Origin of the sequence: Streptomyces sp. KL109B (assembly GCF_030766935.1) — a bacterium.
In the GTDB taxonomy this organism is placed as follows: Bacteria; Actinomycetota; Actinomycetes; order Streptomycetales; family Streptomycetaceae; genus Streptomyces.
Map to the genome: position 1 here is coordinate 673,284 of NZ_JASERL010000003.1, position 24,714 is coordinate 697,997.

Below are 24,714 nucleotides of genomic sequence, written 5' to 3' on the forward strand. Positions count from 1 at the left end.
GACCCAGGTTCAGCCGGCACTGCCGCGCCCGCCCCGGTCGCCACAGGATCGTCGGCATGAAGCGATTCACGAACAAGACGGTTCTGATCACCGGCGGCAGCAGCGGCATGGGGCTCGCGACCGCGCGGCGGCTGCTCGACGAAGGGGCGTACGTCGCCATCAGCGGCCGCGACCAGGCCCGACTCGACGCGGCGCGCAAGGAGTTGGACGTGGTGGACGACCGGGTGCTCGCGGTGCGCGCCGACGTCGCCTCGACGGCCGACCTGGACATGCTGATGCGCCGCGTCGAGACCTGGCGCGGCACGCTGGACGCGGTCTTCGCCAACGCCGGTGTCGGCGTCTTCAAGCCGAGCGCCGAGATCACCGAGGCCGACTTCGACCACGTCGTGGACACCAACCTCAAGGGCGTGTTCTTCACCGTGCAGAAGGCGGTGCCGCTGATGCGCAGCGGTGGCGCCGTCGTCATCAACGCCTCCTGGACCCTGCACCGCGGCCTGCCCGTCGCCTCGCTGTACTCCGCGACCAAGGCCGCCGCCCACAACCTCGCCCGCACCCTGGGCTCCGACCTGGCCCGCTGCGGCATCCGCGTCAACTCCGTCAGCCCCGGCTACATCGACACCCGGATGTGGCGGGAGAACAACACCGACTCCGGCGCGGAGGCCCGCGACTCCGCCGAGGTCGCCCTCGGTTCCCTCGGCCACCCGGCCGAGATCGCCTCGGCCGTCGCCTTCCTCGCCTCCGACGACGCCGCCTACATCACCGGGCAGGACCTCGTCGTCGACGGCGGGCTCGTCGGGTCGGTGCCGGCTGCATGAGTGCGAGTGCGAGTGCGAGTGCGAGTACGAGTACCAAGACGGGGACCGGTGAGGGTGAAGGCGCGGGTGACGTACGAGATGTACGGGGCGTACGAGGTGTGCGGCGTGGGGCGGTGGCGGTGGCCGGGGGTGTGCTGCTGGCCCTGCTGATTCTGCCGACTTCCGTGACGGGATCGGGGGTCGCGCTGCCCGCCATCGGGCGGGAGACCGGGGCGCCGCTGGCCACGTTGCAGTGGGTGGTGCACGGCTACAACCTGGCCTTCGCCAGCTTTCTGCTGGCCTGCGGCTCGTTGGCCGATCTGTGGGGCAGGCGGCGGGTGTTCGCCGTCGGCGCCGTCGTCTTCACCGCGGCGTCGGCGGTGAGCGCGCTGGCCGAGGACATTCTGGTGCTCGACGCGGCGCGGGCGCTGGCGGGGCTCGGCGCCGCGGCGCTGCTCACCAGCGGGAGTTCGCTGATCGGGGAGGTCTTCCGGGGCCGGGCGCGGGCGCGGGCGTTCGGCGCGGTCGGCATCGTGACCGGGGCCGGGCTCGCGCTGGGGGCGCTGGCGGCCGGGGCGGTCACGGACACGTTCGGCTGGCGGGCCTTCTTCTGGCTGCATGCCGGGCTCATGGTGGTGGTGTGTTGCGCGGTGCCGCTGTTTCCTCGGGGGTGGGAGTCGGCGTCCGGCCGGGCGGGGGTGGACTGGGCCGGGACGGGGGCGTTCTCCGGCGGGCTCTTCCTGCTGATGCTCGGCACGGTCGAGGGGCCGCAGTGGGGCTGGGGCAGCGGTGGTGTGCTCGGTCTGTTCGGCGGGTCCGCGCTGCTGCTCGCGGCGTTCGTGGTGGTCGAGCGGCGCGCCCGGCACCCCATGCTGGACCTCGGTCTGCTGCGCAACGGCCGGTTCATGGCGCTGTGCCTGATCCCCGTCGTGGCCACGCTGTCGTTCGTCATTCTGCTGCCGCTGCTGCCCAACTACCTTCTGGTGGCGGACGGTTATACGTCGCGGGACGCCGGTGGGGTCATGCTGTTGATGACGCTGCCGATCCTGGTGACCCCGTTGCTGGCGACGCGGCTGCTGCGGTGGGGTGTGACCCCGCGAGGTGTGTTCGCGCTGAGTCTGCTGTGCCTGACGGCCGGCGTGGGGTGGCTCGCCGGGGTGCTGGAACCCGGCGTGACCCCGGCGGCCCTGGCCGCTCCGCTGGTCACCTTGGGCGTCGGTCTCGGGCTGAACTTCGGGCTTGTGGACGGGGCGGTCCTGGAGGCGGTCGAGCCCTCGGCGACCGGAACCGCCGCCGGATTCCTGAACACGATGCGGCTGGGCAGCGAGGCGCTGGCCATCGCCGCCGCGAGCGCCGCGCTCGTCGATCTCGTACGGAACCGGCTCGCGGACGGGCTGGCGCGGTTCCCCTCGTACGAGGGTGGCGCAGGCGGCCTCGCCAACAGCCTCGGCGCCGGGGACCTCACCGGCCCCCGGTCGGCGCTGCCCGCCGCCGTGCGCCCCGACTTCACGGACTTCGTGACGAGCGGCCTGACCGATGCCTGGCGGACGGTGCTGCTGGCGAGCGCGGTCCTGTGTGCGGGGCTCTCGGTGCTGATCTACGTACTCCTGGGCAGGAGTTCGGCCCCACGCCCGACACGCCCCGCGGCCGACAGCGCCTAGCGGATCGTGCCGTCCGTCGTGACCAGGGCGACCTGGAGGAGCACGGCGGCCACGCCGAGCGCCAGGCCCATCCAGGCGCGGGCCTGCCGGGAGGTGTCCTGGCGCAGGGCGGCCAGGGCGAGGACGGCGGCGGTCGGGCCGAGCAGTACGTTGCCCACCATCAGCCCCACCAGGCCGAGGAGGAAGGCGGCCGCGGCCATGCCGTCGGCGCCCCGGATGCCGACGTGTGCGACGTACCCGCCCGCCGCGGGCGCCGCCGTCCCGGTTTCGAGGATGCGCTCGCGCACCAGGAAGACGGCCAGCCAGAGGGCGACTCCGGCACCGGCCAGCGCGCCGGTCGAGGCCGGCAGGTGGGTGAGCGGACCCACGATGATCTCGATGAGCGCGAACTTCACGAAAAGTATCAGCATGGCTGCCTCGTCATTTCCTTCTCTGCCGGCACCGTCACGACCGTGGTCACGCCCCGAACTCCCCGTTGTGCGTGGCGAGTCGGCGCAGCGCGTGCCGCTCCCGAGGCCCCGCGACGAGATCGTCGACCCGCTCCGGCAGCGGCGCGTGCGCAGGTGCGTACGGTCGTGAATTCCATGCGGCGGGACTCCGTGGCCCCGGCCACCCAGGGCCGCTCCTGGGGGAGGAGTTCGGCGCGCGGGTCGTCCTCGAACGCCTCGGCCATGGCGGCCCGTTCGGGGAGGAGACCGGCGAGCGGGCTGCCCGCCGCCCTCATCGGGCGGTCACGCCGCATCGCTGACATCCGTGGGGAACCGCTCCCGTACGCGGCTCAGGACGCGGTCCAACTGCCGTACGAAGTAGAAGTGCCCGCCGTCGAAGGCGTGCTCGCGCACGGGGAAGGTGGTCAACCCGGCCCAGCCCCGCAGCCGGTCGCCCCCGGTGTGGTGGTCCTGGCGGCCCCGGAGCACGGTGAACGGGACGTTCAGCGGTGGCCGGTGGCGCGGGCGCCGCAGGCGCAGGGTGTCGACGAGGCGGTAGTCGTTGTGGAGCACCCGCAGGACGAGCGCCCGAATGTCGGGGTCGTCGAGCAGGCGCATCGGGGTGCCGCCGTCGCGCTCCAGGGCGGCGAGGAGGTCGGCGTCCGTACGAGGGGTCGCCGGGGTGGCGGTCCCCGGTGCCGGGCAGCCGGACACGATCAGCCCGGCGGGCGCGGTGCCGGCGCCTTCGGCGGTGAGCGCCGCGGCGGTCTCGTAGGCGAGGAGTGCGCCCATGCTGTGGCCGAGCAGGACCGTCGAGGTCCAGGGGCGACCGGTCGCGGCGGTGGCGGACAGCGCCGAACGCACCTCGTCGACGAGCGCGTCCGGGTCGCTGACCAGGGGGTCCCTGATGCGGTTCTCGCGGCCGGGGTACTGGACCGTCTGCACCTCGATCCGCGGGCCGAGGGCGCGGCCCCACGCGCGGTAGAAGGCCGCGCCGCTGCCCGCGTGGGGGAAGACGACGAGGCGGTGGTCCGCGGTGGGGCGCGGGTGGTGGATCGTCAGGGTGGGGGACGCCGTGGTCACTCGGTGCCGCCGGAGTCCGTCTTCTGGCCGTCGGCGGCGTTCTCGTCGGCAGCGGCGTTCTGGCTGTCGGCCGCGACGAGTTGGCGGGACTCGTCCCACAGCTCGCGCGCCAGCCGGTCGTCGTGGGAGAGACGGGAGCTCTCGCGCCTGCGGCGGCCCGAGTAGTAGGCGCCGCTGACCTCGGCGAGTTCGGGGGCCGTGACCATCCAGGCCAGGTCGGTCCCGGACCGCGTCACGGAGCGGGCGCCGGGCAGCACGCGGACCAGGAGCGGAGCCGTCGCGTGGTAGATCCGCTGGATGGCGCGCGGCCAGTCGCGGTCGAGTCCGGTCTGCGGCATCAGGCCGGGGTCGAAGGCGTTGACGGTGACGCCGCTGCCGCGTTCGGACAGGCGCCGGGACAGTTCGTACGTCATGTAGAGGTTGGCCAGCTTGGACGTGGCGTAGCGGACGCGGCCGGCGCGCGGGGACTCGTCGAGCGCGGACCGCTCGGGGTGTGCGAGGGCCTGCGGGTGCTCCCAGCGGGGGGCGGGGAAGCCCATGGACTTGCTGGGGCCCTGGTGCACTTCGCTGGAGACGAGCACGACGCGGCCCGGCTCCTCGATGTGGTCGAGGAGCAGGTCGACGAGGAGGAAGTGGCCCAAGTGGTTGGTGGCGAAGGTGAGTTCGTAGCCGTCGGCCGAGCGGCGTACGCCGTTGACGACCTGGATGCCCGCGTTGCAGACGAGGCCGCGCAGCGGCGGCCGGTCGGCGGCGTCGGACAGCAGGGACTTCACGGCGGTGCGCACCGACTCCAGGTCGGCCATGTCGATCTCCAGGACCTCCAGCGCGGCGTCCGGCGTCACGGCGCGGATCCGCTGGGCCGTGGCCTCGCCGCGTTCGACGCTGCGGCAGGCGAGCACCACGTGCAGGCCCGCTGCCGCGAGGGCACCGGCGGCGACCTCGCCGAGCCCGGCGGAGGCGCCGGTGACGACGACCGTGGAGGAGGGAGAGGGGGAGGGGGAGGGCATGGGAACTTCCTTAGCGTGGAGGGGGGATGACGTCATGATGCGGGAGCGTTCGGTGCCCGGTGCGACGTGTCGGCCGGCCCTTCACCGGTCGCCCCCTCACCATTCGGCGCCTCTTCACCGGTCCGCTCCCCGCGCGCGCTGACGTGCAGGTCCCGGGAGCGGATGCACAGGAATCCGATGACCGCGCCGATCGCGGCGAGCGTCCCGCTGGCGAGGAGCACGTCGTCGAGGCCGTCGACGAAGGCGGCGCGGACGGCGGCCGCGGCCTGGCCCGCCTGGCCGGGAGGCAGCGCGTGCGCGAGTTCGGCGGTCGCGCCGGAGGCGGCGGCGTGGCCCGCCTCCTCGGCGTGCGAGCCGAGTCGGTGGCCGAGCGGGGAGTCCGTGAACGAGGCGGTGACCCGGGACTGGAACAGGGCGCCGAACGCGGCGATGCCCACGGCGACGCCCACCTGCTGGAAGGTCTCGCCGATGCCGGAGGCCATCCCGGCCTTGGCGGGTTCCGCGACGCCGATGGAGAGCGAGGCGCGCGGCGGGTTGAACATCCCCATGCCGATGCCGCTGACGACCATGCTGGGCAGCAGCGCCGTCCAGTCGCTCCCGGCGTCGACCCGGGTCACGAGGAACAGTCCGGCGCTGATGAAGGTGAGGGAGAGGCCGACGAGCAGGCGCGGCGGCACCGACGTCGTGAGGAACCCGGTCACGGCCGCCGCGAGGAACAGCGTCAGCGTCAGCGGCAGGAACCGTACGCCCGTGGACCAGGGGGAGTGCCCGAGCACGTTCTGCATGTACGAGCCCTGGAGGAAGATCGCGGACAGCACCGTGGCGTTGGCGATGAACGCCGCGATGGACGTGCCGTTGAACGTGCTGATCCGCAGCAGCGACATGTCGAGCATCGCCGCGTCGCCGCGCCGGCGTTCGAGGAGGGAGAAGACCTCCAGGAGGACGACTCCGAGGACGAACATGCCGATGATGCGGGGGCTGGTCCAGCCGTCCGACTCGCCGCGCAGGAACGCCAGGATGATCAGGGTCAGCGCGGCGCTGAACGTCGCGAAGCCCGGCCAGTCGATCCCGTACGGCCGCGGGTCGCGGGACTCGCGCAGCCGCCACGCGCCGAGGAGCAGCGCCGCCACCCCGATCGGCACGTTGACCAGGAAGATCCAGCGCCAGCTGAACGCGCTGGTCAGGGCACCGCCGATGAGCGGTCCGAAGGCGACGGCAAGGCCGGTGACGCCGCCGAAGACGCCGAAGGCCATGCCGCGGTCGCGGCCCCGGTAGGCGTGGCCGATCATGGCCGGTCCGACGGCGAAGAGCACGGCGGCGCCCGCGCCCTGCACGCCCCGCGCGATGTTGAGGGCGAGCACGTCCTGGGCGAGTCCGCAGCCGAGCGAGGCCAGCGTGAAGACGGCGAAGCCCCACTGGAAGATCCGTTTGCGGCCGAGCCGGTCGGCCAGGGAGCCGCTGGTCAGCAGGAAGACGGCGAGGGTGAGGGCGTAGGCGTCCATCACCCACTGGAGTTCGGAGAAGTCCGCCGACAGTTCCGTACGGAGCTGGGGGAGCGCGACGTTCACGACCGTCAGGTCGAGCATCAGCATGAAGACCGCGATCGAGGCGATGGCCAGCGTCCATGCGCGGTCGCGGCCGGGCGGCGGCGGGTCGGGGTCGGGACCGGCCGTCGCGTCGGCATGGTCGCTGTTGTTCGCCTCGCTCAGGGCCGCCTCGTCCGAGCTGGCCGTCTGTACCGGTGACACCTGCACCCTCCGCTGGGGCTTCGTCGACTGTCGTGGGCGGCTGTAGTTACAGGGACCGCATCCGCCCGAGGGCGGTCGTCACGGTCCGGTCCGCGAGGGCGGTCGTGGTCAGGGCGGGCGGCACGGCGCCGCTGGAGCCGGGCAGCAGCGAACTGTCCACGACGAACAGGCCGGGGTGGCCCGCCAGTTGACCGGAGTCGTCGGCGGCCTCGCCGAGCACCACGCCGCCCATGGAGTGCGAGGTCATGATGGAGAGGGGCGCGTCGAGGCCCGGCCCGGTCGCCAGGTTCATGCGGCCCGCGGTCGACGCGACGGCGGCGGTGACGCGCAGCAGTCGCGGGTCGGCGGCGGGCCAGGTCAGTTCGGCGCTGTCGGTGGCCTTCCGGTAGCGGAAGCGGCCCAGTGGCGGCACGACCGACATGCCGAGGGCCGTGCTGCTGACGGGGCCGAGCGCCGGGTAGCCGAGCGGGAAGCTGAGCAGGCTCACCGGGGCCTTCGGGTTGTCCCAGTCGGTGGCCAGGATGTGCGAGGGGCCGCCCTGCGCCTTGCCGGTGAGCGGGAGCCCGGCGCGGACCACGACGTGGTCGCCGCCGCTGCCCCAGTTCTCGCCGATGCGCGGCGACAGCGCGGGGAGGCTGCCGCGTTCCCGGGCGCGTACGAGAAGCCGGGTCGTGCCCAGGGAGCCGGCCGCCAGGAAGACGTGGCGGGCGGCGAAGCTCGGCGTGGACAGCGGGCGGCCGTCCTCGTCGATGCGCCGGCACTCCACCAGGTACCGGTCCCCGACCCGCTTCAGGTCCTCGACCTGGTGCAGCGGCAGCACCTCGGCGCGCCCCGTCGCCTCGGCCGCGGCCAGGATCGTGCGGTCGACGCTGCGCTTGGCGCCGCTGTTGACGCCCCACATCGCCTCGCCGACGCTCGCCGACGGCACGGCGGTGCCCGCCAGTTCGGCGCGGACCGTGTCCCAGTTCATGGCCATGTCGACGCGGCGCGTGTGCAGCCCGGCGCGCTCGGCGGCGCGGCGGAAGTCACGGGCGTTGGCGTACGAGGGCGAGTCGAGTACGTCGTCGGGGATCGGGGCGACGCCGATGAGGCGGCGGGCCCGCGGGTACCAGGTCTCGGTCATCTCCCGGTGGTCGAGCCGGTCGCCGAAGCTGGCCCGGAACAACGCCTCCGAAGGCTCTTCCATGACCGCGTAGTTGACGAGGGAGCCGCCGCCGACGCCTGCGCCCGCGAGGCACAGCAGCCCGGCTCCCGCGTAGGCCTCAAGCACACCTGTGGACAGGTTGAGCCGCGCGTCGCTGAACGGTGAGCCGGTGGCGAGCCAGGCCGCGCGCCCGTCGGGGCGGGTCGGCGTGGCGAACGTGTCGCCTGCCGGGGTGATGGTCCACCGCCGCCCCCGTTCGAGGACCACGCAGCGCAGTCCGGCCGAGGCCAGGCGCAGCGCCGCGACCGAGCCCGCGTAGCCGCTGCCGACGACGACCGCGTCCACGGGCTCGGCCGCGCGTGCCGCCTCGCCGCTCAGCAGCGCGGTGGGCAGCGCCGACAGGCCCGCGACCGCCGCGCCGCGCTTGAGGATCGCTCGTCGTGTCTGCACTGGTCGTTTCACGGTCGCCCATGTTTCCGATCGCGACGATCAAGGGCAGCCCCCTACTCCCCCCTACTGGGGCCCTGACTTGGGCTCTAGGGGGCGTCCGACCCGCCGTCGGGGGCCGAACCCACAACCCGCATATGTGAGTTCCGCCCTTCACGGCTGCTCCACGAACCGTGGGCGGATCGGTGCAATTCCACTCCGCGCCGCCCGCGATGTCACGGCCACTCACCTTCCCCGTGGGCTACTCGGGAGTAGATGAGCGGTCCCGTTCCGATCGGTCCGGTTCCTTCTGGTCGGGGCGGCTTGCCGGAATTTCACGAGCGGGTGTGCGCCGCGAGTTTGCACCCGTGCGCCCCCCTGGACGTTCTGGCAATCTGGCGATCAAGCAGTCGACGCGACGAGGCGGCGACGCGCGCCAGGTGTGTGGGGCAGCTGCGTTGACCACCGTCGCAACTGCCCCTGTGCCAATTGGTCATGGGGGAACACTGCACATGGATCTGTGCGAACGACGGGCCGAACTGGATCAACTTTCGAGGATGTTGGCGGCGAGCGCGACGGGCCGCGGCCAGGTCGCCGTGGTGGACGCGGCTCCCGGAATGGGCAAGACCGCGTTACTCCACGCCTTCTGGGACTCGCTGAGCGACAGCGACGCGCTCGTCCTCAGCGCCGGCTGCGTACCGACGGACCACGACCTGCCGCTCGGCCTGCTGTGGGAGCTGCTGCAGAGCCCGGGCCTCGACCCGGCGGAGGTCGCCGACGGAAGGCGCCAACTCGACGCGTACGCCGCGACATTGGAGGACCCGTCCCCGGCGGGCGAACGGTCCGCGTGGGTCGAGCGCACCTTCGCGCGGATGGTGCGCCAGTGGTCGGAGCGGCGCCACGTCGTCATCTGCGTCGACGACGTGCACCACGCCGACCCGGCGTCGCTCGTGCAACTGTCGCACCTCATACGCAAGGTGCGACATTCCAGAATCCTGGTGGTGCTGACCAGCCGTACGCAGTCCACCAAGACGTTCTCGCCGCTGCACACGCTGCTCAGCCAGCCCCGGGTCAGCTTCGTCCGGCTGTGCCCGCTGTCCCCGCAGGGCGTACGGGAGTTGGCCGACGACCTCGACGCGGGCCCGCCCGGCGAGGAGGACCCCGCGGCCGACTGCCACGCGTCGACGGGCGGCAGCCCGCTGCTGGTCCAGGCGCTGCTCCAGGACCGCGCGCGGGCCCGGCAGACCGGCCGGCAGGGCATCGCGAGCGTCGCCTCGGCCCTCGGCTACGCCGTGCTCAGCCTGCTGCACTCCGCGGGCCCCGAGACGCTCGCCGTGGCCCGGGCCATGGTCCTCCTCGCGGAGCCGGCCGACATTTCCCTGATCAGCGTGCTGCTCGCGCTGCCGCAGGACACCGTCCGCGGGGCCGTCTCCGAGCTGTACGACATGGGTCTCGCGCGGGGCTGCCGACTGCGGTACGCCCCGGCGCGGCAGGTGGTCCTCGACGACATCCCGAGAGACGAACGGGGGTCCTGGCACCGGCGCTCCGCACGGCTGCTGTTCACCTCGGGCGCACCCGCCGTCGCCGTCGCCCCGCATCTGGCGCACACCGACGACGCGCCCGAGCCGTGGATGGCGAAGGTCCTGGTCGACGCGGCGGACACGGTGCTCGACCACGACCCGGCGCAGGCGAAGGCCTGGCTGGAGCTCGCCCGGCGGCTCGCCGCCACCGACCCGCACCAGCAGACCCGGATCACCGCGTCCCTGATCCTCGCCGAGATGCGTCTGTCGCCTTCGGCCGCCCTGCGGCTGCTGCCCCGGCTGTTCGACGCGCGCGGCGAGGACAGCATCGCCGGCCGGCTGCCCGCCGAACTCGCCTGGCGGCTCTGCCTGTTCGGCGGCGCCGCGTACAACCAGCGGCTCTACGACAACGTTGTGCGCCTCGCCGACACCGATGATCCGCGCGTGACCATCGAGCTGGGGGCGTGCAGGCTCGGCATGGTCGCCGCGTTCCCCCAGCTCGCCAAGACGCTGCGGGACCCGCTGGAGTCGACCGACGACGTGGCCCTCGCCATGGCGCCGTTCACGACGACGAGCCAACTGCAGCTCTACGCCGATCTGAACTCGCTGCTCTGGTTCGGCATCAGCGCCGACGCCATCGAGAACGCCGAGAAGGTGCTGAGCCTCACCCGGCTCACGGACGGCACCGTCCGGCTCCTCGCCGACGCGATACGCGTCCTGCTCGGCGCCGAACGCACGAATCTCGCGAAGGGCTGGGCCGACCGGCTCCTCCAGGAGGCATCCCGGCGCGGCGTCGCCGACTGGGAGGCGCCGATGGCCGCCCTGCGCGCCCAGGCTGCGCTGCTCCAGGGGAATCTGCCGGACGCGGAACGCTACGCGCGTTTCGCCCTCGACCGGCTGCCCGCCGAGACGTGGGGGGTGTCGATAGGGGCCCCGTACGCGACGCTGCTGCACGCCCTCACCGGCATGGGGAAGCACGCGGAGGCCGCGGACCTGCTGAGCCGTCCCGTCCCTGAAGCCCTCTTCGACTGCGTGTACGGCCTTGAGTACCTGTGCGCCAAGGGTCACCACTACCTGGCGACCCACCAGTACAAGGAGGGGCTGCGCACCTTCAGGGCCTGCGGTCAACTCATGGCGCAGTGGGGGCTGCGGCACAGCGTCGTCCTGCCGTGGCGCACCGGCGCCGCCGCGTGCCTGGTGGCGCTCGGCTCCCCGGGCGAGGCACGGAAGCTGGCGCGGGAGCAGCTCGCCCTCGTCGGCCGGCACTCCCCCTCGCGGCTGCGCGGCCAGGCGCTGAGGGCCCTCGCCGCGACCCAGACGTACAGGACCCGCCTGGCGCTGCTCGGCGAATCCGCCGAGATCTTCCAGCACAACGGCAACGACCTGGAGTTGGCGAGGACGCTCTTCCAGCTCAGCAGGGCGCGCCACCGCGTCGGCGACACGGCGAAGGCCCGTATGGCGGCGCGGCAGGCGCTGTTCAAGGCCACCGAGTGCCAGGCGTCTCCGCTGGCCCTGCGCGCGTCCACCATCGCGGGCGCGACGGCGGACCGGCAGCGGGAGACGGTTCCCGCGCAGGTGCAGCGGGAGCCGGAGCGGGAGCGGGAGCGGGACGGGGAGCGGGATCGGGAGCGGCTTCGCGGGCTCTCCGGCGCCGAACGCCGGGTCTTCGACCTGGTCGGCCAGCGGCTGACCAACCGGCAGATCGCCCACCGGCTGTTCATCACCTCCAGCACCGTGGAACAGCATCTGACCCGCATCTACCGCAAGTTGCACGTGAAGGGGCGCGAGGGACTGCTCGCCTGGCAGCGCTCGCCCGCGGTGGACCCCGCTCCCGGAACAACCGCAGGTCAGGCCGCTGTAGGAGCCCCCTAACTTCCGGCTAAGGGTTGTCCAAGGGCTCGTGGATCGAAAATTCTTCATGGGTACTTGATCGCACCCGGTGGCACGTCGCCGCGCGCACCAATGCGCGGTGACGTGCCTTTCTGCTGGAGGAAGCATGCCTGCGCATGGGGGAAACACCGAGCCGATCGCGGTGGTGGGGGTGGGCTGCCGGTTCCCGGGTGGTGGGGACGGTGCGGCTGCCTTTTGGGATGCGCTGGTCGAGGGCCGGTCAGGCATTGGTGAAGTGCCGTCGGGGCGTTGGTCGTTGGAGCGGTTCTTCGATGCGGATCCGGAGGTGCCGGGGGCGACGTACAGCCGGCATGGCGGGTTTGTGGAGGGGGTCGCGGAGTTTGATGCGGCGTTGTTCGGGATCGCGCCGCGGGAGGCGGCGGCGGTGGATCCGCAGCATCGGTTGGTGTTGGAGGTGGCGTGGGAGGCGTTGGAGCATGCGGGGATCGCGCCGGATTCGTTGCGGGGGTCGGCGACGGGTGTGTTCGTGGGGATGGGTGGCAGTGACTATGAGCGGTTGACGGCTGCGGGGAATGATCCGGCGTTGTTGGACGCGTATACGGCGGTGGGGGGTTCGCAGAATTTCGCGGCGAACCGGCTCTCGTACAGCTTGGGGTTGCAGGGTCCGAGTCTGGTGACGGACACGGCGTGTTCGTCGTCGCTGGTGGCGCTGCATTTGGCGGTGCAGGCGCTGCGTGGTGGTGAGTGCTCGTCCGCGTTGGTGGGCGGGGTGAATCTGCTGCTCGCGCCGGGGACGACGGTGGCGTTGTCGAAGGCGCGGATGTTGTCGCCGAGTGGTCAGTGCCGGACCTTCGACGCGGGTGCGGACGGGTATGTGCGGGGTGAGGGTTGCGGGGTTGTGGTGTTGCAGCCGTTGTCCCGGGCGCGGGCGGAGGGGCGTGAGGTCCTGGCCGTCATCCGGGGCACCGCCGTCAACCAGGACGGGCGCAGCAATGGCCTCACGGCGCCGCGCGGACCGGCCCAAACGGAGGTCATCCAGCGGGCGTTGGAGGTCGCCGGGGTCGACCCGACGGCGGTCGGTTACGTGGAGGCGCACGGGACGGGGACGCCGCTGGGGGATCCGATCGAGGTGCGGGCGCTTGCGCAGGTGCTTGCGGCAGGGCGGTCGGACGAGCAGCCGTTGCGGCTGGGGTCGGTGAAGACGAACATCGGGCATCTGGAGGCCGCGGCGGGCATCGCCGGGCTGATCAAGACGGTGCTCACGCTGCACCACGGCACGATCCCGCCGCACCTGAACCTGGATTCCCTCAACCCGCACATCGACTGGGACCGGCTTCCGGTGTCGATTCCTACGCAGGCCGTCGAGTGGGCGGATCCGGAGCGGGCGGCGGGGGTCTCGTCGTTCGGGTTCGGCGGCACCAACGCGCACGTGGTGCTGACCGCGCCCGAGCCTGCCGGCGAGCCGGACACCGCTCCCGCCTTCGAGGGGCCGGTCGTCGTGAAGGTCGCCGGGCACACCCCCGCCGCGCTGCGGGCCGGAGCCGAGCAACTGGCAGACGCGGCGCAGCGCCACACCCCGCACGAGATCGCCTACGCGGCCAACACCGCCCGCGCCGACCTCGCGCACCGGGCCACCGCCGTCGCCGCCACCCCCGGCCAACTCACGGAGCAGCTCGGTCGTATCGCGGCCGGCACCCCCGACACGCACGCGCCCACCCCGTCCAACCTGCCCCGCGTCGCCTTCCTCGTGCCGGGGCAGGGCGCCCAGCTCGCCGGGGCGCTCCGGGGGCTGTACCCGGAGGTGGAGGCGGTGGCCGCGGCCGTCGACGCGATCGTCGCGGAGACCGGTCAACACCCCGCCGTCACGCGGGCGTTGGGCGTGCTCACCGAGCCCGGGGCCGAGGCGGAGGAGGCGCTCGCCCACACCGGGACCGCGCAGCTCGCGACGTACCTCACCGCGATCGCGCTCGGCGCGTACTGGGAGTCCCTCGGGGTGCGGCCCGACATCGTGACCGGGCACAGCGTCGGCGCCTATGCGGCCGCCGCGCTCGCCGGTGTCTTCAGCCCCGCCGACGGCGCGCGCCTCGTCGCCGCCAGGGCCGAGCTGATGGCCACGCTGCCGGAGGGCGCCGGGGGCATGGCCGCCGTGCTGTGCGAGCCGGGCCGGCTGTCCGGGATCGCGGAGGTCGACGAGGGAACGGTCGAGATCGCCGCCCTCAACGGGCCCCGGGAGACCGTCCTTTCGGGGCCGAAGCCGGAGCTCACGCGGGTGCTGGAACAACTCTCCGGGAACGGCGTCCGCGCGATTCCGCTCCGGGTCTCGCACGCCTTCCACTCCGCGCAGCTGGAGCCGGTGCTCGCGCCGCTGGCGGAGGCACTGGGGCAGCTCCAACTGCGGGAGCCGGAGGTCGAGTTCGTATCCGACCGTACGGGGGCGCTCGCGGGGCCCGAAGTGACCACGGCCGAGTACTGGGTGCGGCACACCCGTGAGGCCGTGCGGTTCGCGGACGCGGCCCGCACCCTGCTGGAGGACGGCACCCGCGTCGTCGTGGAGCTGGGTCCCGGCGGGCTGCTGCGGCACGTCGGCTCCGCCGCGGGTAACCGGCCGGTGGTGGCTCTGCCGTCGGTGTCCCCGGGGGCCGACTCCTCGTACGGGCGTCTGCTGGAGTCCGTCGCGCGGCTGTGGCGCGAGGGCGTTCCGGTGGACTGGTCCCGGGTGAACGGGCCCCGCCCCGCCCGGCTGCCGAGCCTTCCCACGTACCCCTTCCAGCGCCAGACGTTCTGGCTGCCCGAGGGCGGTCCCGAGGCGGCGGCGCCCCTGCCGCGCGCGGCGACGCCCAAGGCCGCGCGCCCGGCCCCGGCCCCGGCGTCCCCGGCTCCCGTACGTGCCGCCCGCGCTGCGAGCAGCGGTGACCGGGACGCGCAGGTCGCCGAGCTGGTGGCCTGGTTGCGCCGTGAGCTGACCGCGCTGATGGCGAGCGAGCAGGTCGTCGCGGCCGGTGAACTCGACTCGGACACCGGCCTGTTCGAGCTCGGCCTCACCTCCGCCATGGTCGTCGACCTCCGGGTCCGGCTCGAACGCGAGCTGGGCCGCGAGGTCCCGACCACGGCCGTCTTCGAGCACCCCACGCTCCAGCGGCTCGCCACCTACCTCGCCGACCTGGAGCCGGGAGCGGCCCCCGCCGCCGAGGCGCCCACGGCACCGAGGGACGCCACGGAACCCCTCGCCATCGTCGGGATGGGCTGCCGGTTCCCCGGCGGCGCCGACGACCTGGACGCGTACTGGAAGCTGCTGAGCGAGGGCCGCGACGGCACGTCCGCCGTTCCCGAGGACCGGTGGGACCGCGAGGCGTTCTACGATCCGGACCCGGCCGCGCCCGGCAAGGCGTACACCTACCGGGGCGGCTTCCTGAACGGGCCCGTGGACGAGTTCGACGCCGACGCCTTCGGCATCTCGCACCGCGAGGCCCGCGCCATGGACCCGCAGCAGCGGCTGCTCCTCGAAGTCGCCTCCGAGGCCCTTGCGGACGCCGGCTGCACCAGCGCGCGGCTCTCCGGCTCCACCACCGCGGTGTACGTGGGCATCAACACCTCCGACTACATGCAGTTGTTGACGGCGGGCGGCACCGCCGCCATCGACCCCTACCAGGCCACCGGCAACACCTTCAGCGTCGCCGCGGGCCGGCTGTCCTACCTGCTCGGCGCCCAGGGCCCCAGCATGGCCGTGGACACCGCGTGCTCCTCCTCGCTCGTCGCCGCGCACCTCGCCGCCCGCAGCCTGCGGTCGGGGGAGTCGGACCTGGCGGTCGTCGCCGGGGTGAACCTGATGCTGGCGCCCGGCACCACCATCAGCCTCGCCAAGCTCGGCGCCCTGTCGCCCGACGGCCGCTGCAAGACCTTCGACGCCACCGCCGACGGCTACGGACGCGGCGAGGGCTGCGGCGCCGTCGTCCTCAAGCGGCTGTCCGACGCGCAGGCCGACGGTGACCGGATCTGGGCCGTGCTGCACGGCTCCGCCGTCAACCAGGACGGCCGCAGCGCGGGCCTGACCGTGCCCAACGGGCAGGCCCAGCAGGACGTCATCCGCGCGGCGCTGCGCGACGGCCTGATCGACGCCGGGTCCGTCGACTACGTCGAGGCGCACGGCACCGGTACTCCGCTCGGTGATCCGATGGAACTGCGGGCCCTGGCCGAGGTGTTCCGCCCGGAGAGCGGTGGCGGCGCGCAGGCCGCGGCCACGGCCCCGGCTCCGGCTCCGGCTCCGGCTCCGGCTCCGCTGAGCGTGGGCTCGGTCAAGACGAACATCGGGCACCTGGAGGCCGCCGCCGGCATCTCCGGCCTGATCAAGGTGGCGCTCTCCCTGCACCACCAGCAGATCCCCGCCCACCTGCACTTCAACGAGCCCAACCCGCACCTGAAGTGGGACACCCTCCCGGTCGAGGTCCCCACCGGGCTCACCGACTGGAAGCGGTCGGCCGACGACCGGCGGGTCGCGGGCGTCTCGTCCTTCGGGTTCAGTGGCACCAACGCCCATGTCGTCCTCGGCGAGGCGCCGGCCCCCGCCACGGGTCCGGCCCCCGCGGACACCCCGGCCCCGCGTGCCGAACTGCTCGTGCTCTCCGGCCGTACGCAACAGACCCGTGACGCCAACGACACGGCGTACCGCGCCTTCCTGAACGCGGCCACGGACGACGGCGACGGCCCGGTGGTGTGGGCCGGGATCGCCCGGAGCGCGGCGCTCGGCCGTGACCATCTGCCGTGGCGTACGGCCGTGGTCGCCCCGTCCGCGCGGGACGCGGCGCAGGCGTTGGGACGCGAGCGGGCCACCGGCCTGCACCGGGGCAGCGTGGTCCCCGCGGACCGCAGGCGGCTCGTCTTCGCGTACAGCGGGCAGGGCTGCCAGTGGTCGGGCATGGGGCGCGCGCTGCTCGCCGACCCGGTCGCCGAACCCGTGCTGCGGCACTGCGACGCGCTGGTGCGGCGGCTCGCCGGCTGGTCGCTCCTCGACCAGCTCACCGCCGACGACACCGACTCCCGGCTCTCGGACACCGCCGTCGCCCAGCCCGCCGTACTGGCCGTGCAGGCGGCGCTGACCGAGGTGTGGCGGACGTGGGGCGTGCGGCCGGACGCGGTGGTCGGGCACAGCGTCGGCGAGGTCGCCGCCGCGTACGCCGCGGGCGCCCTCGACCTGGACACCGCCGTCGAGATCGCGGTGCGCCGCGGCGAGGTGATGGCCGCGACCCGGGGGCGTGGCGCGATGGCCGCCGCGGGCCTCTCCGCCGAACAGGCCGCCGAGCTGATCGCCCCGTACGGGACCGACCTGTGCGTCGCCGCCGTCAACTCGCCGGTCGGCACGGTGCTCGCCGGGGACCGCGCGGCCCTGGACGAGGTCGGGGCGAAGGTCCGCGAGCGCCGGGCGCCGTGGGCGGTCATCCAGACCGAGTACGCCTTCCACAGCCCGTGGATGAATTCCGTACGGGACGACCTCGCGCGGGCCCTCGACCACCTGCCCGCGCCGCACCCCACGGCCGTGCCGGTCTACTCGACGGTCACCGGCGAACTCGCCGAGCCGGACGCGTTCGACGTCGACTACTGGTGCGCCAACCTGGTGCGGCCCGTACGGTTCCGCGACGCGATCCGCGCCGCCGCCCGCGCGGACGCGCACACCACCGTGGTCGAGATCGGCCCGCACGCCGTGCTGCGCTCCGCCGCCGCCCAGTCCCTGGACGGGCGCACGGAGGGCCTGACCGTGCTCGGTTCGATGCGCGCCGGAGCCGACAGCCGTACGACCCTCCTCGACGCGGCCGGCGCCCTGCACGTCCAGGGCTACGACCTCGTGCACGAGTCCGTGCAGCCGCAGTACGCGGCACACGCCGCGCTGCCCGGACCCGTGTGGCAGCGGCAGCGGCACTGGCTGCCCGCCGCGCCCACGGCGGAGCCGGTGGCGAAGGGCGCCGATGCGGCCGGGGCGAAGGGCGCCGACGACATGACGGCCGCGCTCGCCGAGAACACGTACGACATCGACTGGCATCCGGCCGAACTCCCGCCCGCCGCAGGGCAGTCCGCGGAGGGCGACTGGGTGCTCGTGGCGGACGGGCGCGGTGTCGCGGAGCGGGCGGCGGCCCAGCTGACGGCCGCCGGTGGCGACTGCCACCTGCTCACGCCCGAGCAGGCGAGCGATCCGGCCACGTTGGAGCGGCTGCTCGACGGCCGCGCCGTGCGGGGCCTCGTGCACTGCGGGACGCTCGACGCGCCCGACGTACGCACACCGGGTCCTGAACTGGACGCCGCGATCGCCCTCTCCACCGAACCGCTGCTGGCCGCCGCCCGCTCCCTCACCGCGCCCGATGGCGGGGCCGCCGCTCCCCAGCTGTGGCTGGTGACGCGCGGCGCGACCGGTGCGGCCGGGGCGCGCGTCGTGCCCACGCACACGCCCGTATGGGGACTCGGCCGCGTCGTCGCCCTGGAGCACCCGGAGGTGTGGGGCGGCATGATCGACCTCGACGCGGACGCACCTGACGACGCGGGCTCGGACGGCCTGGACGCGGAGGCCGCCGCCGTCGTCGCCGAGGTGCTGCGCGCCGACGGCGAGGACCAGATCGCCTGGCGGGCCGGAACCCGCCGGGTCGCCCGGCTGCGCGCGGCCGAGCGGCTGGAGCCGCGCGATTCGCTGCCGATCGGCGCGGACGGCACGTACGTCGTCACCGGCGGCCGGGGCGCGCTCGGCCTGCGGATCGCGCGGTGGCTCGTCGACCACGGCGCCCGGCACCTGGTCCTCACCGGGCGGCGCCCGCTCCCGGACGACCCCGACGACCCGGCGGTGACCGCCGTCGAGGCGCTGCGCGCGGCGGGCGCCACGGTGCACTGCCCGGCCGTCGACGTCGCGGACGCGGACGGCATGGCGGCCGTCTTCGACGCCCCCGACGTCGCCTGGCCGCAGGTGCGCGGCGTCGTGCACGCAGCCGGCGTCTTCGAACCGTGCGCCGTACGCGACATGGACCAGGAGCGGCTACGTGCCGTGCTGCGCGCCAAGGTCGAGGGCACGCTCGTCCTCGACGCGCTGACGAGCCTCGCGGAACTGGACTTCCTCCTGATGTTCTCCTCCGCGTCCTCGGTGTGGGGCTCGGCGCTCGCCGGGCACTACGCCGCCGCCAACTACTTCCTCGACGCGATGGCCCACGACCGGGCCCGCCGCGGACTGCCGGGCCTCGCGGTCAACTGGGGCTGGTGGTCGGGCAGCGACCTGGTCTCCGCCGAGCACGTCGGCTACTTCGAGTCGATGGGCCTGCACGTACTGCCCGACGACATCGCCTTCGCGGCACTCGACCGCCTCGTGGGCGGCGACCACCGCCAGATGACGGTCGCCCCCGTCGACTGGGGCAGGTTCCGGCCGGTGCTCGAGGCCAAGCGCCGCCGCCCGCTCCTGGAACTCCTGGACACGGCGGCGCGGACCTCGGCATCGGCCGGGGACGGAGTGGACCGGGCGTTCCTGGAGGAACTGGCCGGGGCACCCGGGCCGGTCCGCAGGCAGCTGGTCGAGGACCTCGTCCAGCGCGAGACGGCCGCGGCGCTCGGCCGCGACGACGGTGCCCAACTGGGCCGCGACTTCGGCTTCTTCGAGTCCGGCATGGACTCGATCACCAGCGTGGAACTGAAGGTCCGCCTGGAGTCGGTCCTCGGCGTCCGGCTGCCCGCCACGGCGGCGTTCGAGCACCCGACGGTCGCGGCGCTCGCGGGCTATCTGCTCGACGAGGTCGTTCCCGTGCCGGACGGCGGGGCGACAGAAGCCGAGGCCGAGGCCGAGGCCGACGGGATGGACGACGAGATGTCGGAGGAGGAGCTTCTTCGGCTCCTCGGCGAAGAGTTGGAGAAGTAGAGCCCGTGAGTGGTCCCAAGAGGTCAGCCACCAGTACGCCCCGCGCAGGAGAGAGCATGACGACCGCCACTTCGAGCAACTCCGATGACACCAACGATCGTTCCGGCATCCTCCGGCGCGCCCTGGTCGAGCTGAAGGCCGCCCGCGCCGAGGCCGCCGAGGCCAACGAGGCCAGGGAGGCGATGACCGAGCCGATCGCGGTGGTGGGGGTGGGCTGCCGGTTCCCGGGTGGTGGGGACGGTGCGGCTGCCTTTTGGGATGCGCTGGTCGAGGGCCGGTCAGGCATTGGTGAAGTGCCGTCGGGGCGTTGGTCGTTGGAGCGGTTCTTCGATGCGGATCCGGAGGTGCCGGGGGCGACGTACAGCCGGCATGGCGGGTTTGTGGAGGGGGTCGCGGAGTTTGATGCGGCGTTGTTCGGGATCGCGCCGCGGGAGGCGGCGGCGGTGGATCCGCAGCATCGGTTGGTGTTGGAGGTGGCGTGGGAGGCGTTGGAGCATGCGGGGATCGCGCCGGATTCGTTGCGGGGGTCGGCGACGGGTGTGTTCGTGGGGATGGGTGGCAGTGACTATGAGCGGTTGACGGCTGCGGGGAATGATCCGGCGTTGTTGGACGCGTATACGGCGGTGGGGGGTTCGCAGAATTTCGCGGCGAACCGGCTCTCGTACAGCTTGGGGTTGCAGGGTCCGAGTCTGGTGACGGACACGGCGTGTTCGTCGTCGCTGGTGGCGCTGCATTTGGCGGTGCAGGCGCTGCGTGGTGGTGAGTGCTCGTCTGCGTTGGTGGGTGGGGTGAATCTGCTGCTCGCGCCGGGGACGACGGTGGCGTTGTCGAAGGCGCGGATGTTGTCGCCGAGTGGTCAGTGCCGGACCTTCGACGCGGGTGCGGACGGGTATGTGCGGGGTGAGGGTTGCGGTGTTGTGGTGTTGCAGCCGCTGTCCCGGGCGCGGGCGGAGGGGCGTGAGGTCCTGGCCGTCATCCGGGGGACGGCGGTCAATCAGGACGGCAAGAGTTCAGGGCTGACCGTTCCTCATGCCGCTGCCCAACAGGACGTGATCCGGCGGGCGTTGGAGGCCGGGGGAGTCGACCCGGCGGCGGTCGGTTACGTCGAGGCGCACGGGACGGGGACTCCGCTGGGGGATCCGATCGAGGTGCGGGCGCTTGCGCAGGTGCTGGCCGCCGGGCGGTCGGAGGACCAGCCGTTGCGGCTGGGGTCGGTGAAGACGAACATCGGGCATCTGGAGGCGGCGGCGGGGATCGCCGGGCTGATCAAGACGGTGTTGACGCTGCACCACGGCACGATCCCGCCGCAACTGAACCTGGACTCGCCCAACCCGCACATCGACTGGGACGAGCTTCCGGTGTCGATTCCTACGCAGGCCGTCGAGTGGGCGGATCCGGAGCGGGCGGCAGGGGTGTCGTCGTTCGGGTTCGGCGGCACCAACGCGCACGTGGTGCTGACCGCGCCCGAACCTGCCGGCGAGCCGGACACCGCACCCGCTTCCGAGGGGCCGGTCGTCGTGAAGGTCGCCGGGCACACCCCCGCCGCGCTGCGGGCAGTTGCCGCGCAATTGGCCTCCGTAGCGAATGAAGGGGCGTGTTCTGTACGGGAGTTGGCCTACGTCGCGAACACCGCCCGCGCCGACCTGGCGCACCGGGCCACCGCCGTCGCCGCCACGCCGGGCGAACTCGCCGAGCAGCTCGCGCACATCGCCGCCACGGTCGCCGACACGCACGTTCCGGCCCCGTCCAATCCGCCCCGGCTCGCCTTCCTCGTGCCGGGGCAGGGCAGCCGGCTCGCCGGGGCGCTCCGGGGGCTGTACCCGGAGGTGGAGGCGGTGGCCGCCGCTGTGGATGCCGTCGTGCGGGAGACCGACGGTCACCCCGTGGTGGCGCGGGCCCTGATCGCGCTCACGGGGGCCGGCCCCGAGGCGGAGGAGGCGGAGGAGGCGGAGGCCGATGTCGCGGCCGCCGAGTTCGCGACGTATCTCGCCGCCGTCGGTCTCGGTGCCTACTGGGAGTCCCTCGGGGTGCGGCCCGACATCGTGACCGGCCACGGCGTCGGTGCCTGCGCCGCCGCCGCGCTCGCCGGTGTCTTCAGCCCCGCCGACGGCGCACGCCTCGCTCTCGCGGGAACCGACTCCGCAGCGCGCGCGAAGGTGCTGGACGGCATCGAACTGCGCCTGCCAAGCGCCGGGTTCATGCCGGACTCCGACGGCAGGCTCATCGCCAAGGAGCTGGCCACCGCCGACTACTGGTTGCGGGAGGACGGCGGGACCGCGCCCGTGCCCACGGCCGCTGCGATGCGCGCGGCGCTGAGTGAACGGGCGGACCTCGTAGTCGAGTTGGGGGCCGGTGCCGGTTCTGGTTACGGGAGGCCGCTCGCGACCGTGGCCCGACTCTGGCGTGCGGGCGCCCCCGTGGACTGGGCGCGCGTCAGCGGTCCGCGCCCCGCCCGGCTGCCCGCCCTGCCCGCCTACCCCTTCCAGCGCCGCACCCACTGGGCCCTCCCCGGCTCCGCCGACGGGACCGCGACGGCGGCGCGCCGCGCGGTCGTCGGTGACGACGGGGTCGCGCTGCGGCCCAGGATCCTGCGGTCGGCCACCGGCGACACCATCGGTGAGACCCGGCTGTCCCTCGCCGACCTGCCCTTCCTCGCGGAACACCGGGTGCACGGGCGGCTCGTCGTGCCCGGTGTCGTACATCTGGAACTGGTCCTGCGGTGTGCGGCGGAGGCGTTCGGCGGGCGGCCGGTCCGGATCGAGCGGCTGGCCCTGTCGCGGCCGTTGACGGTCGGCGACCACGACGAGGCGTCCGTCCAGGTCGTCATCGGGCCACCCACGTCCGAAGGCGCCGAGGCCCGCGTCTTCAGTGCCGACGCCGAGGGCGGGTGGCAGCTGCACCTCACCACGCGGGTCGTCGCCGAGACGGATACGGATACGGCACCGGGTGAAGGTGGCGGTGTCGACGTAGTTCGAGAGCAGTGCCAACAGCCCATCGCCGACGGTGACTTCTACCGGCAGGCCTGGCACCCGTCCTTCGAGCTCGGCCCCAGCTTCCGCCTCGTCACCGGCGCCCGCCGAGGGCCCGGCGCGGCCGTGGCGAGCCTCGTACCGCCCGCCGCCGACGCGGCCGGCGTCGTGGCGGGCGTACGGCCCGAACTGCTGCTGCTCGACGCCTGCGTACAGCTCGTCGCGGTAGCGGCCGGATACGGGGAGGCGGACGGCTGGGACGGCCGTCCGGTGCGGCTCGGCACCGGGTACGAGTCGATGACCGTGCACCGCCCCGACGCCCTGGAGACGCTGGAGAAACTGGAGTGCGCGGCCGTCCTGCGCGAGGCGCAGCGGGACACGTTGTCCGGTGACATCACGCTCGCCGCTGCCGACGGGACCGTGGTGGCGGAGCTGCGTGGCGTGTCGTTCCGGCCCGTGTCGCCGGAGCTGCTGGCCCGGCTCGGTACGCCGCCGCGGCCCGCGGGCGAGCGGTCGCCGAGCGGTGCGCCGGACGTTGCCGCCCTCGCGGCGGCTCCCGCCGAGGAGCGCGAGCGGGCCGTGCTCGCGCACCTCACGGGGTTGCTGGCCCGGGTTCTGGGGGCCGTGCCCGGCGAGGTGCGGCAGGACGTGCCCGTGATCGACCTCGCCGATTCTCTGATGATGGCGGAGTTGAAGACGGACGTGGAGCGGGACCTGGGGGTTTCCATTCCGCTGGAGGCACTGTTCGAGGCGGAGGGGCTGCGCGAGCTGGCGGGGTGGGTTGCGGACGAGGTCGTGGGCGGCGGGATCCCGGTGAAGCCCGAGCCGGGGTTGGCGACTCGGGGCTCCGCCCCGGACCCCGCTGCTCAATCGCCGCAGGGGCTTGAAATGCGGCCATCGGCGCCGGGGCTTGAAATGCGGTCATCGGCGTCGGGGCCTGAAATGCGGCCATCGCCGCAGGGGCTTGAAAGGCAGCGGCGGCCGAAGACCATGGCGGTCGGCGACATGGTGAGGCTGGCGGAGCTGGACGAGGGCATCAAGGCAACCGCCACACGCGAACCGGACGGTGCCGCGCCCGACGCCACCCTCCTCACCGGAGCCACCGGGTTCGTCGGGGCGTTCCTCCTCGCCGAACTGCTCGAACGCCGCACCGGAGACGTCCTGTGCCTGGTGCGCGCCGAGGACGAGGCGCACGGGCTGCGGCGGATCCTGGACAATCTCGCGGCGCACGGCCTCGACGTGGCGCGGCGGCACCACGACCGCGTCGTCCCGGTCGTCGGGGATCTGGTGAGCCCGAAGCTCGGGCTCGACGACGAGGACTTCGCCGCGCTGCACGCCCGCGTCGGCTCGATCCTGCACTGCGGCGGCATGGTCAAGTGGACGTATCCGTACGGGAAGTTGGCGCCCGCCAACGTCGACGGCACCCGTGAGGTGCTGCGGCTCGCGACCGTCGGAGCGGTGCGGCCCGTGCACTTCATCTCGACCGTCGGGGTGTTCTCCTCGACCGAGTACACCGCCGATCTCGTACGGGAGTCGGACGAGCTGCTCGACAGCGGGCCGCTCGCCGTCGGGTACGCGCAGAGCAAGTGGGTCGCGGAGCACATGATCCGCACCGCCCACGAGCGCGGCGTGCCCGTCACCATCCACCGGATCAACACCGGCGGGCACAGCCGCACCGGCACCTTCAACCGCCTCGACCACCTGTGCATGATGCTCAAGGGCTGCATAGAGGCGGGCATCGCGCCGGACGAGGTGCGGATGCCGGTGCAGCCGGCGCCGATCGACTACGTGGCGGCGGCCGTCGTGGAACTGTCGGCGCGCCCCGAACTCGACGGCCGGACCTTCCACCTGGTCAACGGCGCGCCGCTGGCCTGGTCCGAGTTCTTCGACCACGTCGAGGAGTTCGGCTACCCGCTGCGGCGGATGCCGTTCGAGGAGTGGAAGGCGCAGGTCACGGGGCGCAGCTCCGGGACCATGGCGCTGCTCGGCCTCGCCCCCTTCCTCAACGACACGGTCGACCATGTGCGGCTCCCGCTGTCCGACGCGGCCCGCACCGAGGAAGCCCTCGCCGGGACCGGAGTGCACTGCCCGCCGCTGGACGGCGAGCTGATCGCCACGTATCTGCGCGGATTCATCGCGGAGGGCTTCGTCGACCCACCCGCGGCACCCGCCGCCTGACGAACCGCCCCACCCCACACAGGAGTTCA

General features: G+C 73.4%; 10 protein-coding genes. 5 read left to right on the plus strand and 5 right to left on the minus strand.

Annotated elements, in window-relative coordinates; genetic code table 11:
• The first annotated feature begins 56 nt into the window (after nt 1-56).
• Together RBJ65_RS14530 and RBJ65_RS14535 are read left to right on the plus strand one after the other, a co-directional pair.
• Nucleotides 57-815 carry an SDR family NAD(P)-dependent oxidoreductase gene (locus RBJ65_RS14530; protein WP_306323711.1) on the plus strand — a complete coding sequence of 253 codons (759 nt, stop codon included), beginning with the start codon at nt 57-59 and terminating at the stop codon, nt 813-815.
• Between the two features lie 113 nt (nt 816-928).
• Entirely contained in the window at nt 929-2,455 is a 1,527-nt protein-coding gene (locus RBJ65_RS14535; RefSeq protein ID WP_306323709.1) for an MFS transporter, read from the plus strand.
• Here the strand turns inward: RBJ65_RS14535 and RBJ65_RS14540 are convergent.
• The 5 genes from RBJ65_RS14540 to RBJ65_RS14560 all read right to left on the minus strand — a co-directional run bounded on the left by RBJ65_RS14540 (nt 2,452) and on the right by RBJ65_RS14560 (nt 8,315).
• Nucleotides 2,452-2,865, minus strand: coding sequence for a hypothetical protein (locus tag RBJ65_RS14540; RefSeq protein ID WP_306323708.1), 414 nt, complete (start codon nt 2,863-2,865; stop codon nt 2,452-2,454). The genes RBJ65_RS14535 and RBJ65_RS14540 overlap by 4 nt on opposite strands.
• Nucleotides 2,866-3,186: 321 nt before the next feature.
• A complete protein-coding gene (locus tag RBJ65_RS14545; protein WP_306323707.1) occupies nt 3,187-3,966 on the minus strand; it encodes a thioesterase II family protein in 780 nt (259 codons plus the stop codon).
• Nucleotides 3,963-4,973 (minus strand): SDR family NAD(P)-dependent oxidoreductase, encoded by a 1,011-nt coding sequence (locus tag RBJ65_RS14550; protein WP_306323706.1) that lies wholly within the window; start codon nt 4,971-4,973, stop codon nt 3,963-3,965. Before RBJ65_RS14550 ends, RBJ65_RS14545 begins: the two co-directional genes overlap by 4 nt.
• A gap of 32 nt (nt 4,974-5,005) precedes the next feature.
• On the minus strand, nt 5,006-6,721 hold the full coding sequence (locus RBJ65_RS14555) for an MFS transporter (protein WP_306323705.1): 1,716 nt from the start codon (nt 6,719-6,721) through the stop codon (nt 5,006-5,008).
• Between the two features lie 46 nt (nt 6,722-6,767).
• On the minus strand, nt 6,768-8,315 hold the full coding sequence (locus RBJ65_RS14560) for a GMC family oxidoreductase N-terminal domain-containing protein (RefSeq protein ID WP_306323704.1): 1,548 nt from the start codon (nt 8,313-8,315) through the stop codon (nt 6,768-6,770).
• Nucleotides 8,316-8,803: 488 nt separating this feature from the next.
• Between RBJ65_RS14560 and RBJ65_RS14565 the strand changes: the two genes are divergently transcribed.
• The 3 genes from RBJ65_RS14565 (at nt 8,804) to RBJ65_RS14575 (ending at nt 24,685) form a co-directional block, all read left to right on the plus strand.
• Nucleotides 8,804-11,683, plus strand: a complete 2,880-nt coding sequence (locus RBJ65_RS14565) for a LuxR family transcriptional regulator (RefSeq protein ID WP_306332138.1) — start codon at nt 8,804-8,806, stop codon at nt 11,681-11,683.
• A 124-nt stretch (nt 11,684-11,807) separates the two neighbouring features.
• Nucleotides 11,808-19,538 carry an SDR family NAD(P)-dependent oxidoreductase gene (locus tag RBJ65_RS14570; RefSeq protein ID WP_306323703.1) on the plus strand — a complete coding sequence of 2,577 codons (7,731 nt, stop codon included), beginning with the start codon at nt 11,808-11,810 and terminating at the stop codon, nt 19,536-19,538.
• 56 nt (nt 19,539-19,594) lie between these two features.
• Nucleotides 19,595-24,685 (plus strand): thioester reductase domain-containing protein, encoded by a 5,091-nt coding sequence (locus RBJ65_RS14575; RefSeq protein ID WP_306323702.1) that lies wholly within the window; start codon nt 19,595-19,597, stop codon nt 24,683-24,685.
• Nucleotides 24,686-24,714 lie beyond the last annotated feature (29 nt).